At 41.3% G+C, this 14,291-nt stretch carries 11 protein-coding genes; 4 read left to right on the forward strand and 7 right to left on the reverse strand.

What is annotated here, in order from left to right; genetic code table 11:
* Positions 1-9: 9 nt before the first annotated feature.
* A complete protein-coding gene (uvrB, locus tag I2H52_RS03410; protein WP_195594233.1) occupies positions 10-1,998 on the reverse strand; it encodes an excinuclease ABC subunit UvrB in 1,989 nt (662 codons plus the stop codon).
* Between the two features lie 180 nt (positions 1,999-2,178).
* On the opposite strand from uvrB, the gene I2H52_RS03415 reads away from it, so the two are divergent.
* From I2H52_RS03415 to zwf, 3 genes are all read left to right on the forward strand, one after another.
* Positions 2,179-4,344 carry an ABC transporter substrate-binding protein/permease gene (locus I2H52_RS03415; RefSeq protein WP_195594236.1) on the forward strand — a complete coding sequence of 722 codons (2,166 nt, stop codon included), beginning with the start codon at positions 2,179-2,181 and terminating at the stop codon, positions 4,342-4,344.
* The gene (locus tag I2H52_RS03420; protein WP_001096337.1) at positions 4,344-5,084 is read left to right on the forward strand and encodes an amino acid ABC transporter ATP-binding protein; all 741 of its coding nucleotides are present in this window, start codon (positions 4,344-4,346) and stop codon (positions 5,082-5,084) included. The genes I2H52_RS03415 and I2H52_RS03420 overlap by 1 nt, the downstream gene beginning before the upstream one ends.
* 149 nt (positions 5,085-5,233) lie before the next feature.
* Positions 5,234-6,721, forward strand: a complete 1,488-nt coding sequence (gene zwf, locus I2H52_RS03425) for a glucose-6-phosphate dehydrogenase (protein WP_045617227.1) — start codon at positions 5,234-5,236, stop codon at positions 6,719-6,721.
* A 44-nt stretch (positions 6,722-6,765) separates the two neighbouring features.
* Here zwf and ftsY read toward each other — a convergent pair whose 3' ends face one another.
* From ftsY to I2H52_RS03440, 3 genes are read right to left on the reverse strand one after another with little or no spacing between them, the layout of a single operon-like run.
* The gene (gene ftsY, locus I2H52_RS03430) at positions 6,766-8,067 is read right to left on the reverse strand and encodes a signal recognition particle-docking protein FtsY (protein WP_195594239.1); all 1,302 of its coding nucleotides are present in this window, start codon (positions 8,065-8,067) and stop codon (positions 6,766-6,768) included.
* 3 nt (positions 8,068-8,070) lie between these two features.
* On the reverse strand, positions 8,071-8,889 hold the full coding sequence (locus tag I2H52_RS03435; protein ID WP_195594242.1) for a Cof-type HAD-IIB family hydrolase: 819 nt from the start codon (positions 8,887-8,889) through the stop codon (positions 8,071-8,073).
* The gene (locus I2H52_RS03440; protein WP_195594247.1) at positions 8,889-9,680 is read right to left on the reverse strand and encodes a Cof-type HAD-IIB family hydrolase; all 792 of its coding nucleotides are present in this window, start codon (positions 9,678-9,680) and stop codon (positions 8,889-8,891) included. Before I2H52_RS03440 ends, I2H52_RS03435 begins: the two co-directional genes overlap by 1 nt.
* Positions 9,681-9,885: 205 nt before the next feature.
* Between I2H52_RS03440 and I2H52_RS03445 the strand changes: the two genes are divergently transcribed.
* A complete protein-coding gene (locus I2H52_RS03445) occupies positions 9,886-10,581 on the forward strand; it encodes a VIT1/CCC1 transporter family protein (RefSeq protein WP_000136037.1) in 696 nt (231 codons plus the stop codon).
* Positions 10,582-10,620: 39 nt separating this feature from the next.
* On the opposite strand, the gene I2H52_RS03450 is transcribed toward I2H52_RS03445, so the two are convergent.
* The 3 genes from I2H52_RS03450 to I2H52_RS03460 all read right to left on the reverse strand — a co-directional run bounded on the left by I2H52_RS03450 (position 10,621) and on the right by I2H52_RS03460 (position 14,235).
* Positions 10,621-12,609: an ABC transporter permease gene (locus tag I2H52_RS03450; RefSeq protein WP_195594250.1), complete on the reverse strand. Its 1,989-nt coding sequence runs from the start codon at positions 12,607-12,609 to the stop codon at positions 10,621-10,623.
* Between the two features lies 1 nt (position 12,610).
* A complete protein-coding gene (locus I2H52_RS03455) occupies positions 12,611-13,369 on the reverse strand; it encodes an ABC transporter ATP-binding protein (RefSeq protein ID WP_000173376.1) in 759 nt (252 codons plus the stop codon).
* 593 nt (positions 13,370-13,962) lie between these two features.
* On the reverse strand, positions 13,963-14,235 hold the full coding sequence (locus tag I2H52_RS03460; protein ID WP_007522068.1) for a PspC domain-containing protein: 273 nt from the start codon (positions 14,233-14,235) through the stop codon (positions 13,963-13,965).
* Between the last annotated feature and the right edge of the window lie 56 nt (positions 14,236-14,291).

Genomic DNA, 14,291 nt, shown 5'->3' on the forward strand with positions numbered 1-14,291 from the left:
TTCTCCTATCTACCCCAACGCCTTCACTTCCAACATCATATCACGAATCTGGGCCGCCAATTCAAAGTCAAGCACTTCGACGGCTTCTTGCATTTGTTTTTCTAGTTTCTTGACGAGTTCTTTACGCTCTTGTTTGTTGAGGCTGTTGATATCGACTTCCTTGTCCTCTTCTTTAGCAACTGCCTTGGTTACAGCAATTAGGTCACGGATTTCTTTTTTAATGGTTTGAGGCACGATACCATGTTCTTCATTATAAGCCATCTGGATTTTCCGACGACGGGCCGTTTCATCTATGGCACGTTGCATAGACTGAGTCATGGTATCAGCGTACATGATAACATGTCCTTCGCTATTACGGGCAGCACGTCCAATGGTCTGGATGAGGCCACGTTCGTTACGAAGGAAGCCTTCCTTGTCAGCATCTAGAATAGCAACCAAACTTACTTCAGGTACGTCAATCCCTTCACGGAGCAGGTTGATTCCAACCAAAACATCAAAGACACCCAAGCGTAGGTCACGGATAATCTCCGTCCGCTCCAAGGTCTTGATGTCCGAGTGCATGTACTTGACTTTGATGCCCATTTCCTTGAAGTAGTCGGTCAAGTCTTCTGCCATTTTCTTAGTCAAGGTGGTAATAAAGGTTCGTTCGTTCTTTTCAACACGGGCATTGATTTCACCTAGGAGGTCATCAATCTGTCCCATAGTCGGACGAACTTCCACCTCTGGGTCTAGAAGCCCTGTCGGACGAATGATTTGCTCAATCACTGTCTCCGTCTGTTCATTTTCATAGTCACCTGGTGTCGCTGAAACGTAAACAATCTGATGGACATGGCTTTCAAACTCTTCACGACGGAGGGGACGATTGTCCAAGGCAGACGGCAAGCGGAAACCATAATTCACTAACATTTCCTTACGAGAACGGTCACCATTGTACATGCCCTTTATTTGCCCCATGGTCATGTGACTTTCATCAATCATAATCAAGAAATCATTTGGGAAGAAGTCAAGAAGCGTATAAGGAGGCTCTCCTTCGCTACGACCATCCATGTGGCGTGAGTAGTTTTCAACACCATTGGTATAGCCCATCTCACGTAACATCTCAATATCATACTCTGTTCGCTGTTTCAAACGCTGGGCTTCTAGCAGTTTGCCTTCCTTCTCAAAGACAGCTAACTGCTCTTCTAATTCTGCTTGAATTTTCGCAATCGCAACTTCCATGTGGTCATCATTGGTCACAAAGTGAGTGGCAGGGAAAATCGCCAAATGATCCACTTCTCCCAATACCTGACCTGTCAAAGCCTCAACTTCACGGATACGATCAATTTCATCCCCGAAAAACTCTACTCGAAAAGCGTGTTCATCTCGGGAAGCTGGGAAAATCTCCACCACATCCCCACGAACACGAAATCTTCCCCGTTGGAAATCAATATCGTTACGTTCAAACTGAATATCGACCAAGTCATTCAAAAGTTTATCACGAGAAATCTCAAGACCTGGACGCAGACTAACCACGCTATCAGCGTATTCCTTGGGCGAACCCAAACCATAGATACAAGAGACTGAAGCCACAACGATGACATCATTGCGCTCCAGAAGGGCTGAAGTCGCTGAGTGACGGAGCTTATCAATCTCGTCATTGACCGAGCTATCCTTCTCAATGTAGGTATCACTAGAAGGCACATAGGCCTCGGGTTGATAATAATCATAGTAGGATACGAAGTACTCAACAGCATTCTCAGGGAAAAATTCCTTAAACTCTCCGTAGAGCTGACCAGCTAGGGTTTTGTTATGGGCAATGACCAAAGTAGGTTTATTGACTTTGGAAATGACCTGACTCATGGTGTAGGTCTTCCCTGTACCCGTCGCCCCCATCAAAATCTGAGCCTTTTCTCCACCCTCGATATTGTCAACCAACTGCTCAATCGCTTGTGGTTGATCTCCTGAAGGTTGGTATTTTGATACTAGTTTAAATTTATTATCTGTAATTCGATTTATCATGATTGCCTCATCTGCTTTTTTCTATCCTTCTATTTTACCATAAATTTGCTTTTCAGACTCTTCTCCAAACTGATAAGAATGTGCAGTTCATGTTATATTTCCTTACATAAAATTCATAAAATTTGCCTTTTCACTTTTTTTCTGGTATAATGGAAAAATATTCGGAAAAGGAGACTAAAAATGAAGAAAAAAATACTAGCATGTTTGCTCATTTTATTTCCCATTTTCTCACTAGGTATGGCAAAAGCTGATACTGTTAAGATTGTGTCTGATACAGCTTACGCACCTTTTGAGTTTAAAGATTCAGATCAAACCTACAAAGGGATTGATGTTGATATTATCAATAAAGTCGCAGAAATCAAAGGATGGAACATCCAAATGTCTTATCCCGGCTTTGACGCAGCCGTAAATGCAGTACAGTCAGGTCAAGCAGATGCTATTATGGCAGGTATGACAAAAACAAAAGAACGTGAAAATGTCTTTACCATGTCTGATACCTATTATGATACAAAAGTTGTCATTGCTACGACAAAGGCAAATAAAATCACCAAATATGAGGAACTTAGCGGAAAAACAGTTGGAGTTAAGAACGGAACTGCCGCTCAACGCTTCCTCGAAAGTATCAAAGATAAGTACGGCTTCTCTATTAAAACCTTTGATACAAGTGATTTGATGAATAACAGTCTAAGTGCTGGTGCTGTAAATGCCATCATGGATGACAAACCTGTTATTGAGTATGCGATTAACCAAGGACAAGATCTCAGCATCAATATGGATGGTGAGGCTGTTGGAAGCTTTGCCTTTGGTGTCAAGAAAGGGAGCAAGTATGAACACTTGGTTACCGAGTTTAACGAAGCCCTAGCACAAATGAAGAAGGATGGTAGCTTGGAGCAAATCATCCAAAAGTGGACGGCTTCTAAAACTACGGCAAGCCCAACAATAACTACTGCTGCTGGACAAAAAGCTACTCCTGTGAAAAGCAAGTACATTATTGCCAGCGACTCATCTTTCGCCCCATTCGTCTTTCAAAATTCAAGCAATCAATACACCGGTATTGATATGGATCTTATCAAGGCCATTGCCAAAGATCAAGGTTTTGAAATTGAGATTACCAATCCAGGATTTGATGCAGCCATTAGTGCTGTTCAAGCTGGACAAGCAGATGGTATCATTGCTGGTATGTCTGTAACAGATGCTCGTAAGGAAACCTTCGACTTCTCAGAATCATACTACACAGCAAATACGATTCTCGGTGTGAAAGAATCAAGCACAATTGCTTCTTATGAAGACCTCAAGGATAAAACTGTCGGTGTTAAAAACGGAACTGCTTCTCAAACGTTCCTTACTGAGAATCAAAACAAATACGGCTATAAGATTAAAACCTTCGCAGATGGAGCATCTATGTATGACAGTCTGAATACTGGAGCTATTGATGCTGTGATGGATGATGAGCCAGTTCTCAAATATTCTATCAGCCAAGGTCAAAAATTGAAAACGCCAATCGCTGGAACTCCAATCGGTGAAACTGCCTTTGCGGTTAAAAAAGGAACAAACCCAGAATTGATCCAGATGTTCAATAATGGACTTGCGAACCTCAAAGCTAACGGTGAATTCCAAAAGATTCTTGACAAGTATCTAGCTAGCGAAACTTCAACTGACTCTACAAGTACAGTTGACGAAACTACTATCTGGGGCTTGCTTCAAAACAACTACAAACAACTTCTTAGTGGACTTGGAATCACTCTTGCTCTAGCGCTTATTTCATTTGCAATTGCCATTGTCATCGGTATTATCTTCGGTATGTTTAGCGTTAGCCCATACAAATCACTTCGTCTGATCTCTGAGATTTTCGTTGACATTATTCGTGGTATTCCCTTGATGATTCTTGCAGCCTTCATTTTCTGGGGTATTCCAAACTTCATCGAGTCGATTACAGGCCAACAAAGTCCAATCAATGACTTTGTAGCTGGTACTATCGCCCTCTCACTCAATGCAGCTGCTTATATCGCTGAAATCGTTCGTGGTGGGATTCAAGCTGTTCCAGTTGGGCAAATGGAGGCCAGCCGCAGTCTTGGTATCTCTTATGGAAAAACCATGCGTAAGATTATCTTGCCACAAGCGACTAAATTGATGTTGCCAAACTTTGTCAACCAATTCGTTATCGCTCTTAAAGATACAACCATCGTGTCTGCTATCGGTTTGGTGGAACTTTTCCAAACTGGTAAGATCATCATCGCCCGTAACTACCAAAGTTTCAAGATGTATGCAATCCTTGCTATCTTCTATCTTGTAATTATCACGCTTTTGACTAGACTAGCGAAACGCTTAGAAAAGAGGATTCGTTAATGGCAAAACTAAAAATTGATGTAAATGATTTGCATAAGTATTATGGAAAAAATGAAGTTTTAAAAGGCATTACAACTAAATTCTATGAAGGAGATGTTGTTTGTATTATCGGTCCTTCTGGTTCTGGTAAATCCACTTTCCTCCGTAGCCTTAACCTTCTCGAGGAGGTAACGAGTGGCCACATCACAGTAAATGGTTATGATTTGACTGAAAAATCAACCAATGTCGACCATGTTCGTGAAAACGTGGGAATGGTCTTCCAACATTTCAACCTCTTCCCTCACATGTCCGTCCTAGAAAATATCACTTTTGCACCTATTGAACACAAACGGATGACCAAAGAAGAAGCTGAAAAATTGGGGATGGAGTTGCTTGAAAAGGTAGGACTAGCAGATAAAGCTAATGCCAACCCAGATAGTCTTTCAGGTGGTCAGAAACAGCGTGTAGCTATCGCTCGTGGACTTGCCATGAATCCTGATATCATGCTCTTTGATGAACCAACTTCCGCTCTTGACCCTGAAATGGTCGGAGATGTACTGAATGTTATGAAGGAATTGGCGGAACAAGGTATGACCATGATCATCGTAACCCACGAGATGGGATTTGCTCGTCAGGTGGCCAATCGTGTTATCTTTACGGCTGATGGTGAGTTCCTGGAAGATGGAACTCCAGATCAAATCTTTGACAACCCTCAACACCCTCGTCTAAAAGAGTTCTTGGACAAGGTCTTAAATGTATAAAACAAAACTGTAAGGTTCTCCTTACAGTTTTTTAATTGCGTATTGGATTTTTTGTTTTTTTTAAAAATTATGATAAAATAAAAACTATGATAATGAGGAAATCTCATCCCTAGTCCAACTAGGAAAAAATATAGAAATTAGGTAGCTAGATGTCATCAAAGGTTATTGTTACAATTTTCGGTGCGAGTGGAGATTTAGCTAAACGCAAACTCTACCCTTCCCTTTTCAGACTCTATAAATCAGGCAATCTCTCTGAGCATTTTGCTGTTATCGGAACAGCTCGTAGACCTTGGAGTAAGGAATATTTTGAATCTGTAGTTGTCGAGTCCATCCTTGATTTGGCAGATAGTACCGAGCAAGCTCAAGAATTTGCTAGCCACTTCTACTATCAAAGCCATGATGTGAATGATACGGAACATTATATTGCTTTGCGCCAATTACAAGCTGAGCTCAACGAAAAATACCAAGCTGAACACAATAAGCTCTTCTTCTTGTCTATGGCACCTCAGTTCTTTGGAACCATTGCCAAGCACCTCAAATCTGAAAACATTGTTGATGGCAAAGGTTTTGAGCGCTTGATTGTTGAGAAACCATTTGGTACAGACTACGAAACAGCTAGCAAACTCAATGAAGATCTCCTTGCTGCCTTTGATGAGGAGCAAATCTACCGTATCGACCATTACCTAGGTAAAGAGATGATTCAGAGTATCTTTGCTGTTCGTTTTGCCAACATGATCTTTGAGAATGTTTGGAACCGCGAACACATCGATAATGTTCAGATTACCTTTGCGGAACGTTTGGGTGTTGAAGAACGTGGTGGCTACTATGATGAATCTGGCGCCCTTCGTGATATGGTGCAAAACCATACTCTCCAACTCCTCTCTCTTCTAGCCATGGACAAACCAGCTAGTTTTACAAAAGATGAGATTCGTGCTGAAAAGATAAAGGTCTTTAAAAACCTCTATCATCCAACTGAGGAAGAACTGAAAGAACAGTTTATCCGTGGTCAATATCGCTCTGGTAAAATCGATGGCATGAAATACATTTCCTATCGAAGCGAACCAAATGTCGACCCAGAATCTACAACAGAAACCTTTGCATCTGGTGCCTTCTTTGTAGACAGCGATCGTTTCCGTGGTGTTCCCTTCTTCTTCCGTACAGGGAAACGCCTGACTGAAAAAGGGACTCATGTCAATATCGTCTTTAAGCAAATGGACTCTATCTTCGGCGAGCCTTTGGCGCCAAATATCTTGACAATCTATATCCAACCAACTGAAGGATTCTCTCTCAGTCTCAATGGTAAACAAGTCGGTGAAGAATTTAACCTAGCACCAAGCTCTTTGGATTACCGTACAGATGCTACTGCTACTGGAGCCTCACCAGACCCATACGAGAAATTAATCTACGATGTCTTGAACAACAACTCAACCAATTTTAGCCACTGGGATGAGGTAAGTGCTTCTTGGAAATTGATTGACCGTATCGAAGATCTCTGGGCTGAAAACGGTGCTCCACTTCATGACTATAAAGCTGGAAGCATGGGACCACAAGCTAGCTTTGACTTACTTGAGAAGTATGGAGCCAGATGGACCTGGCAACCAGATATCGCCTATCGTGAAGATGGCCGTTTAGAATAGCAAAAATATCCTGCAAGATTGACATGCAGGATATTTATTTTGTATTAAATCAAGCCTTCTAAGAGACCCTTCATAAAGCTTTCTGAGTTAAATTCCCCGATATCATCGATTTTTTCACCGAAACCAATCAATTTTACTGGGATATTAAGTTCTTCACGAATTGCCAGAACAACACCACCTCGAGCAGTTCCATCAATTTTAGTTAAAACAATTCCAGTCAATGGTGTTATCTTAGAAAATTCCTTAGCTTGTACCAAGGCATTCTGTCCAGTTGAAGCATCGAGTGCCAGGAAGGTTTCATGGGGTGCCTCTGGAACGACACGCTTGATAATGCGACCAATCTTTTCCAACTCTGCCATGAGGTTGTCCTTGTTTTGCAGACGGCCTGCTGTGTCAATCATGAGAATATCAATCCCTTCAGCTACAGCGCGTTCCATCCCATCAAAGACTACACTAGCTGGATCAGCTTTTTCAGGCCCCGTCACAACAGGAACATCTACACGACGGCCCCATTCAGCTAGCTGGGCCACTGCACCAGCACGGAAGGTATCTGCCGCAACCAGCATGACTTTCTTGCCAGCTTGTTTGTAGCGATGAGCCAATTTCCCGATAGAAGTTGTTTTCCCAACACCATTAACACCAACAAAGAGCATGACTGTCAAACCATCTTGGAAGTGGATACTTTCATCGTAGTTGCCATCCTTCTCATAGAGTTCAACCAATTTCTCGATAATGACACGACGGAGTGAATCAGGCTTCTTAGCGTTTTCAAGTTTAGCTTCATAACGTAGCTCTTCTGTTAAGTTTGAAGCGACTTGCACACCGACGTCGCTCATGATGAGCAGTTCTTCCAATTCTTCGAAGAATTCTTCATCAACAGAACGGAAGTTGGCAAAGAAGGCATTCAAACGAGCACCGAATCCTGTACGGGTTTTCTTGAGACTGCGGTCATATTTTTCCTGTACGGTTTCTTCAACCTGAGGAACTTCTTCTTCTACAACTTCAGAAGCTAGCTCTTCTTCTGTTTCTTGGCTCTCTTCTTCTAAAATTTCTTCCGATTCTTGGAATTGTTCCAATTCATCAGCTTCTAGCTCAGGCTCTTCCTGAGCAGTTTCTTCGACTGCTTCTGGTTCAATAACTTCTACTGTCGAGACTTGAGGAAGTTCTTCTTGAGCAAGACTTGCTTCCACTTTGTCCCTTGCTGTCTCTTCCTGAGAAGTTTCTTCGACTGACGTTTGGTTTTCTTCAACCTCTTCTGACAAATCAATATTTTCCAGAGCTTCTTTTACAATATCTTCGATTTTCGGCTCTTCTTTTTTCCCGAATAAACGGTCAAATAATCCCATATTCTAATTCTCCTTTAGCACGTATTCTTCGATAGCCCAAGCAACGGCTTCCTCGTCGTTGGTCATAGGGGTAATGATATTGGCAACTTCCTTAACCGCAGGAACTGCATTTTGCATGGCAACTCCCAGACCTGCCCACTCAATCATAGAAAGGTCATTGGCCTCGTCTCCACAAGCCATGACTTGGCTTTGGTCGATTCCCAAGTGTTTAATTAATTTCGCTAAACCTGTTGCCTTGTGTACGTTTTTCGGTGACCATTCCAATAAGAGTTCACGCGATTTGAAGATTTCATATTGGTCAAACAATTCTGGAGAAATCTGTTGAATCGCTGCATCCAAGGGTTCTTGGGCAAAGGCAGTCACACATTTATTATAAGTTATCTGACTAGATAGCTCTTCAAAAGCGACTGGCATGAAAGTCAGTGCTGGATTAAACTTAGCATAGAGACTTTCTTGGTCCGACTGGATTTGATAGACTGTTCCTTCTGAAATAGCATCTAACGGCAGACCTAGTTTTTCAGTTTCCTCGTACAAGCGTGCCACATCGTCGATTGAAAAGACTGTTTTATCGAGAATCTCTCCCGTATTTTTCTGGACAAGCCCTCCATTAAAAGTGATGGTGTACTCGTCCTCCTGACCGTCAGTCCCTAGCTCATGGAGAAAGAAATCCATAGCCTTCAGAGGACGTCCCGTTGTCAGTACGACCTTGACGCCACGTTCACGCGCAGCTTTGAGGACTTTCTTAGTTCGATCTGTCAGCTTTTTATCCGTTGTCAGTAAAGTACCGTCCAAATCAAGTGCAATCAATTTAATATCTGCCATTACAAGCCCTCCATATAAGTCATCACTGACTGGTCCTTATGGTGGCCAATCACTGCTTCTGCTAATTCTAAAATCTCCGGTCGCGCGTTTTCAGGAGCGATTGGGTGCCCGACAACCTGCATCATGTGAAGGTCATTGAGATTATCGCCAAACGCCATAACCTGATCCATGGTCAGCCCCAGTTTTTTCGCTAACTCAACAATAGCCACACCCTTATCAACATAGTCCAAGACAATATCGATGGATTCAAAACCAGTTGTCATGGCTTTCACACCAGGAACATTTTCGTTGACCCAGGCCTCTCCAGCTTCTATCGTTTCTTCAGTAAAGTTAGTAGTGAATTTAAAAATCTCATCTGAGATATCTTCCAAACTCGCTACTTTTTGAATATTTTCATTGTAGTGACGGCTAAACTTGAGATAGGTCTCATCGACTGTATCCAATACATAACAAGCTTTTTTCCCCGTCAGCAACATTTTTCTTTCATCAAAATAGGGTGATTTCTTTAAAGCTTCAAAAGTGCTCAAGTAAAAATCCCGAGACATAGTAGCCTCATACATATCCTCACCATGAAACTCAACATAGCTCCCATTTTCAGCTATAAAAATCACTTCATCACACACATCCGCAAACAACTTTTTCAGGGACAAGATACCGCGACCTGAAGCCACTGCAAAATAAATCCCCTTTTCCTTGTAGGAAACAAGTACGTTTTTAAGGCGTTCCATATCAAACCGACCCTCTCCATCTAGAAAGGTTCCATCCATATCGGTTGCTACAAGTTTAATCATAAAATCCTTCATACTCCAATTGATAAATCTATCTTCTATTATACCATAGATAAGTTTAAAAAGTTCCAGTACAGCAGGAAAGCACTACTTTTTCGGAGAAACTTCAAAGGGCCTAAAAATTAGAATTGTAAAACTTTTTTCAGATAGTTTAAAAAGTTTGTATTCCCCTACCCTTTTCTCTATAATGGAGAGAAAGGAGATGACTATGACAGAAATAAAACATGAAATTGATGCTAACTTTGCAGGACGACTCAATATCCTACGCGCAGGTGTTCTGGGCGCCAATGATGGAATTATTTCCATCGCTGGAGTCGTTATCGGCGTTGCCAGTGCGACAAGCAATATCTGGATTATCTTTTTATCAGGTTTAGCGGCTATCCTCGCTGGTGCTTTCTCTATGGCCGGTGGCGAATATGTCTCTGTATCCACTCAGAAAGACACGGAAGAAGCCGCTGTTGCTAGAGAACAGTTGCTCTTGGATAAGGATATCGAATCTGCAAAACAATCCCTCTATGCTGCCTACCTTCAAAACGGTGAGTGTGAAACGTCAGCCCAACTCTTGACCAACAAGGCCTTTTTAAAAAATCCACTCAAAGCCTTGGTCGAAGAAAAGTATGGAATCGAGTATGAAGAGTTTACCAACCCTTGGCATGCTGCTATCTCTAGCTTTATTGCCTTTGTACTGGGAAGCCTTCCTCCTATGCTTTCAATCACCGTCTTTCCAAGTGACTATCGTATTCCTGCTACTGTTTTTATTGTGGCCCTTTCCCTTCTCGTCACTGGCTATACCAGTGCTAAACTAGGCAAGGCACCTACGAAAACTGCCATGATCCGCAACCTCTGTATCGGACTTCTCACCATGGGTGTAACCTTCCTCTTGGGACAACTCTTTAGCATTTAAGATAAAAGAAATACCTCGACAAGCATCGAGGTATCTTTTTTACATTTGCACAATCTTGCGATAGCTTCTTGAGGTAATCATAAAGATTAAGACATAGACGATGAGGAAGATAGCACAGATGGACAGAGTGACTGTCAACATCATGGTCGCATCTAGGACCCCAATGACTTTTAGGATGAGACTAAGCATATGATAGGCAAAGGCAAGGTGTAGGAAAGCAAAGAGCAATGGGAGGAAGAAAACAGTTAGGACCTGTTTATTAATGGTTTGCTTGATTTGCTTTTGATCGAGACCGACTTTTTGCAAAATGATGAAGCGTTCACGGTCTTCATAGCCTTCAGAGATTTGTTTGTAGTAGATGACGAGAACCGTTCCCACCATAAAGATGATAGAGAGGAAGATACCGATGAAGAAGACTCCACCAAAGAGAGCACTCATCTGCGCACTGCTATCAACAAGATTACTTCCGTAAACATAGCTTCCTTCTTTGTTTAATTCTCTATTAAAGTTGTTAACGAATTTTGAATAGTCATCTGCAATTTTAAGTTGCTCGTCCTCACTAGCCGTTACATTCATACCACCGTAGTATTGATTAAAGATGGAAGAGTTAGGATGCTGTTCTAGAAAGGCTTTCAAGTCAGGAACAACCAAATAGTTATAGTCCGAAGTTAGAGTATTGTACTGATTTGGGACATGTTCAAGAATAAAATCTTTTTTGATTTCTTCTTTGATTGTGTAGGTCTGGTCATTCAGAGTCAGTTCTTTCTGACCTTGAAGTTGCTTGTTTTGAGCAAACAATCCAACTTCATGGCCTGAAAGTCCAAGTTTCTGACCCGTCATATTCTCGTAGTCTTTTTGGTCAAAGACCATAAAAATAGTTTTCGGTTTAACACGATTTTGACCTTTCTCAAAAATGGTCAATTTCGTACCTTCTTGGTTTGCTACAGCAAAGCTACTATATGTAAGGACTTCTTTCTTTGTAACAGTCAATCCTTTATCGCTAGCATACTGGTCTAGGAGTTTATTTATGTCTTCTTTTTCAACATTCTGTCCTGTAATTCCAAAATCATGTGGATTCATGACTTTCTTGAAAGTTTCAGAGCCTTTAAAGATACTCGTTGCAGCAGACATAGTCACCAAGACCATGGTTGAGAGAATAGCAATCGTCGCTAGACCAACCGCATTTTTCTTCATACGAAAAATGAGATTGGATACAGAAATCATATTGTTAGGTTGGTAATAGTAACGCTTGTTTTTCTTCAAGATTTGTAGGAAAACTGTGATCCCTGCATTGAAGAGAAGATAAGTTCCAAAAATTACTAGCAAGACTGCTACGAAGAAAATCAGAACAGCAGAAAGTGGGTTTTCGACTGTTACTGCTAGATAGTAACCAGCTCCCAAACTAATCAGACCTAGGATGGTTTGGACACCTAAGAAACGTCCTTTTTTCTCACCACTGGCTTTTTCACGAGAGAGCTGAAGGGCATTCATTCGTGCAATACGAAAGGCATTGATAAAAATCAGACCTAGGAAGATAGCTCCAAAGACGATGAGAACTAGGATAAAGACTATTGGTTGGAAGGTTGAAACGAGCTCCACTTTCATTTTCATCAGCTTCAGAAGAAGGGCAAAGATTAGTTTATCAAAGAGGGCTCCTAAGCCGAGACCAGCTGTCAAGGTTAAGGAACCAAAAATAACAAGCTCCTTAAAAACCATACTGATTAAATGGCGCTTTTCAAGACCCAGCATACCATATACACCTAGCTCCTTGGAGCGGTTCTTCATAACAAAACTATTGGCATAAAAGACAATAATCCCTGAGGCTATGGTAACAACCACCATACCGAGAGCAAGGGTCGCAGAAATACTTTCTCCCCCTCGGATCTTGCCAATATTAGGATTAAGTGACAGTGAGTAAAAGAGATAGGTGATGGTCACAGCTAAGAGAACAGCAAGAGCAAAGGGATAGTAGAGTTTGCGGTTTTTAATCAAGTTGGATACCGCTAACTTATTGGTTAATCGGAACATACTAATTCACCTCGCTTGCCATAACAGTCAAAGTATCAGAGATTTCTTGGAACATCTGACGCTCTGTCTTGTCTCCACGGTAGATTTGGTTGTAAAGAATACCGTCCTTGATAAAGAGAACGCGCTTGGCTCTGCTGGCTGCTGCCGTTGAGTGGGTTACCATAAGAATAGTTTGGCCACGCTCATTGATTTCATCAAATACATCGAGTAAGGCCGCAGATGACTTGGAGTCAAGAGCTCCTGTTGGCTCATCCGCAAGAAGAATTTCAGGTTCAGTGATGATGGCGCGTGCTACTGCTACCCGCTGTTTTTGACCTCCTGAGATCTCGTAAGGGTACTTCTCTTGTAATTGGTTGATACCCAAATTTTCAGCGGTCACTACCAATTTCTTCATCATCTCCGTGATAGGTTTTCGAGATAGAACTAACGGAAGCAAGATATTGTCCTTAACAGACAAGGTATCTAGCAAGTTAAAGTCTTGGAAGACAAATCCCAACTTCTCACGACGGAAGCTGGAAGCCCGTGAGTTTTTAATAGTTGCTGTGTCTACTCCGTTCAAGTAAACTTGACCACGAGTTGGTTTATCCAGCATAGCTAGGATGTTGAGCAGAGTTGACTTTCCTGAACCAGACTCTCCCATGATGGCAACGTAGTCACCCTTTTCTACGGTAAAGTGAATGTCTTTGAGGGCTTCTACTTGGTTGCCTTGGAAACGTGTTTTATAGATTTTTTGAACGTGTTTTACATCTAAAAGTGTCATGTTTTTCTCCTTCTTAATATCCCATCATTTGAAACTGTGCTTGCATCATAGCGCATCCCAGTTGAACACGCTCGATATCTTTTTGACTTGGTTTTCTTCTTTTCTTTTGTAAGATTCTTTTCATGGTTTTGCTCCTTTGTTCTTTATGAGTCTAGTTTATCGCAAAAAAAGGTAGCCTGCCATAACCTAACCTTACAAAAGAGACTTTAATCTTACATTTTTGTAAGATAGAAAAAAATTTAGAAATTTCACTAGAAGTATTGTACCATAAATGCAAGACAAGAAGAAAACCCTTGTGGATACAAGGATTAAAAGTTAATCATCTTTTTGATTTCGTCTAGAAATGATGAATTTATCAATGAAGAGAAAATGAAAAAGAAACAAAGGAATTGCTAAAATACAGCCTTCTTCTGAAAAATCCTGTTTCGTTAAGTGGTATAAGAAATTATTGGTTGACAGAAAATTAGCAATCAAAATAAATAGAATCCAGAACACGTCCGTCCATTTATAGTTTTTAAAGTATTTCCTAAGCATGCTACTGCCTTCTTTTCTCTTGTAGTATTGTTGCAAAACTTTTGTTACCGTAGATTTACTCACCAAAACCAGCCATCATTGTCTTCAATGGCTTGGGCTTCCTTACGTTTGCGTGGTCCTGTTCCGTACATTTCGGCTTCTATGTCTTCCTTGGTTGGTAAGATAGAGGCAAGGATGATGTAAATAATCACACCAATTCCAAAATTTGCCACGGTAAAAATGGCGAAAAGAAAGCGGACTAGGGTTACATCAAAATTCCACTTGTCTGATAGACCAGCTAAAACTCCGGACACCATACGATTTCGTCTCATTTTATAAAATTTTGTATTCATGATTGTATCCTCTTTCGGTATTCTTAAAAGTAGTATAGCATGACACGGAGCCAAGA

The organism is Streptococcus oralis (assembly GCF_015561235.1).
Classification (GTDB): domain Bacteria; phylum Bacillota; class Bacilli; order Lactobacillales; family Streptococcaceae; genus Streptococcus; species Streptococcus oralis_BK.

Coding starts and splice junctions, on each gene's coding strand:
- uvrB (WP_195594233.1), bottom strand. CDS start 1,998: ATGATAAATCGAATTACAGATAATAAATTTAAACTAGTATCAAAATAC.
- I2H52_RS03415 (WP_195594236.1), top strand. CDS start 2,179: ATGAAGAAAAAAATACTAGCATGTTTGCTCATTTTATTTCCCATTTTC.
- I2H52_RS03420 (WP_001096337.1), top strand. CDS start 4,344: ATGGCAAAACTAAAAATTGATGTAAATGATTTGCATAAGTATTATGGA.
- zwf (WP_045617227.1), top strand. CDS start 5,234: ATGTCATCAAAGGTTATTGTTACAATTTTCGGTGCGAGTGGAGATTTA.
- ftsY (WP_195594239.1), bottom strand. CDS start 8,067: ATGGGATTATTTGACCGTTTATTCGGGAAAAAAGAAGAGCCGAAAATC.
- I2H52_RS03435 (WP_195594242.1), bottom strand. CDS start 8,889: ATGGCAGATATTAAATTGATTGCACTTGATTTGGACGGTACTTTACTG.
- I2H52_RS03440 (WP_195594247.1), bottom strand. CDS start 9,680: ATGATTAAACTTGTAGCAACCGATATGGATGGAACCTTTCTAGATGGA.
- I2H52_RS03445 (WP_000136037.1), top strand. CDS start 9,886: ATGACAGAAATAAAACATGAAATTGATGCTAACTTTGCAGGACGACTC.
- I2H52_RS03450 (WP_195594250.1), bottom strand. CDS start 12,609: ATGTTCCGATTAACCAATAAGTTAGCGGTATCCAACTTGATTAAAAAC.
- I2H52_RS03455 (WP_000173376.1), bottom strand. CDS start 13,369: ATGACACTTTTAGATGTAAAACACGTTCAAAAAATCTATAAAACACGT.
- I2H52_RS03460 (WP_007522068.1), bottom strand. CDS start 14,235: ATGAATACAAAATTTTATAAAATGAGACGAAATCGTATGGTGTCCGGA.